The sequence below is a fragment of the Alcanivorax sp. HI0083 genome, assembly GCF_001635175.1.
In genome coordinates this window covers 1-374 of sequence record NZ_LWFX01000687.1, presented here as the reverse complement: position 1 = coordinate 374, position 374 = coordinate 1, and the positions used below count along the sequence as shown (strand labels likewise).

The following is a 374-nucleotide window of genomic DNA, read 5'->3' as shown; positions in this document are numbered from 1 at the left end:
CATGCGTTGCCAGGCGTCAGGGGCAAACTGACTGAGCCGCAGACTCTTTTCCACCCAGGGGTTCCAGACCACCGCCGAATGGCTGCCCCGGCAGGTCAGTTGGATCTGTCGTTTCCAGAGCGGGTCATCCACCTGGAGTTGAGAGGGCAGTTGCAGGTAAAGCCGGTCGGTTTCCCGGTCGAACCGCAGTGCCTGGGTGTCCTGACGGGTCTGCCAGTCGGCCAGGGCATCCACGTAGGGGGACTGCGCCAGCCCATGCACAGTGACGTACCGGCTATCGGCCACGGCCAGGTAGGTGTGCAGCGCCTGGCTGATAGTGACCGGGGCCTGGCCGTGGTTGTGGTTACTCAGGGCCAGGGTCAGGGCGCTGCCAA

General features: G+C 64.7%; 1 pseudogene. It reads right to left on the bottom strand.

The window, feature by feature from the left end:
* Nucleotides 1-374 (bottom strand): annotated as a pseudogene (locus A3754_RS06800) (D-hexose-6-phosphate mutarotase); the annotation flags it as partial.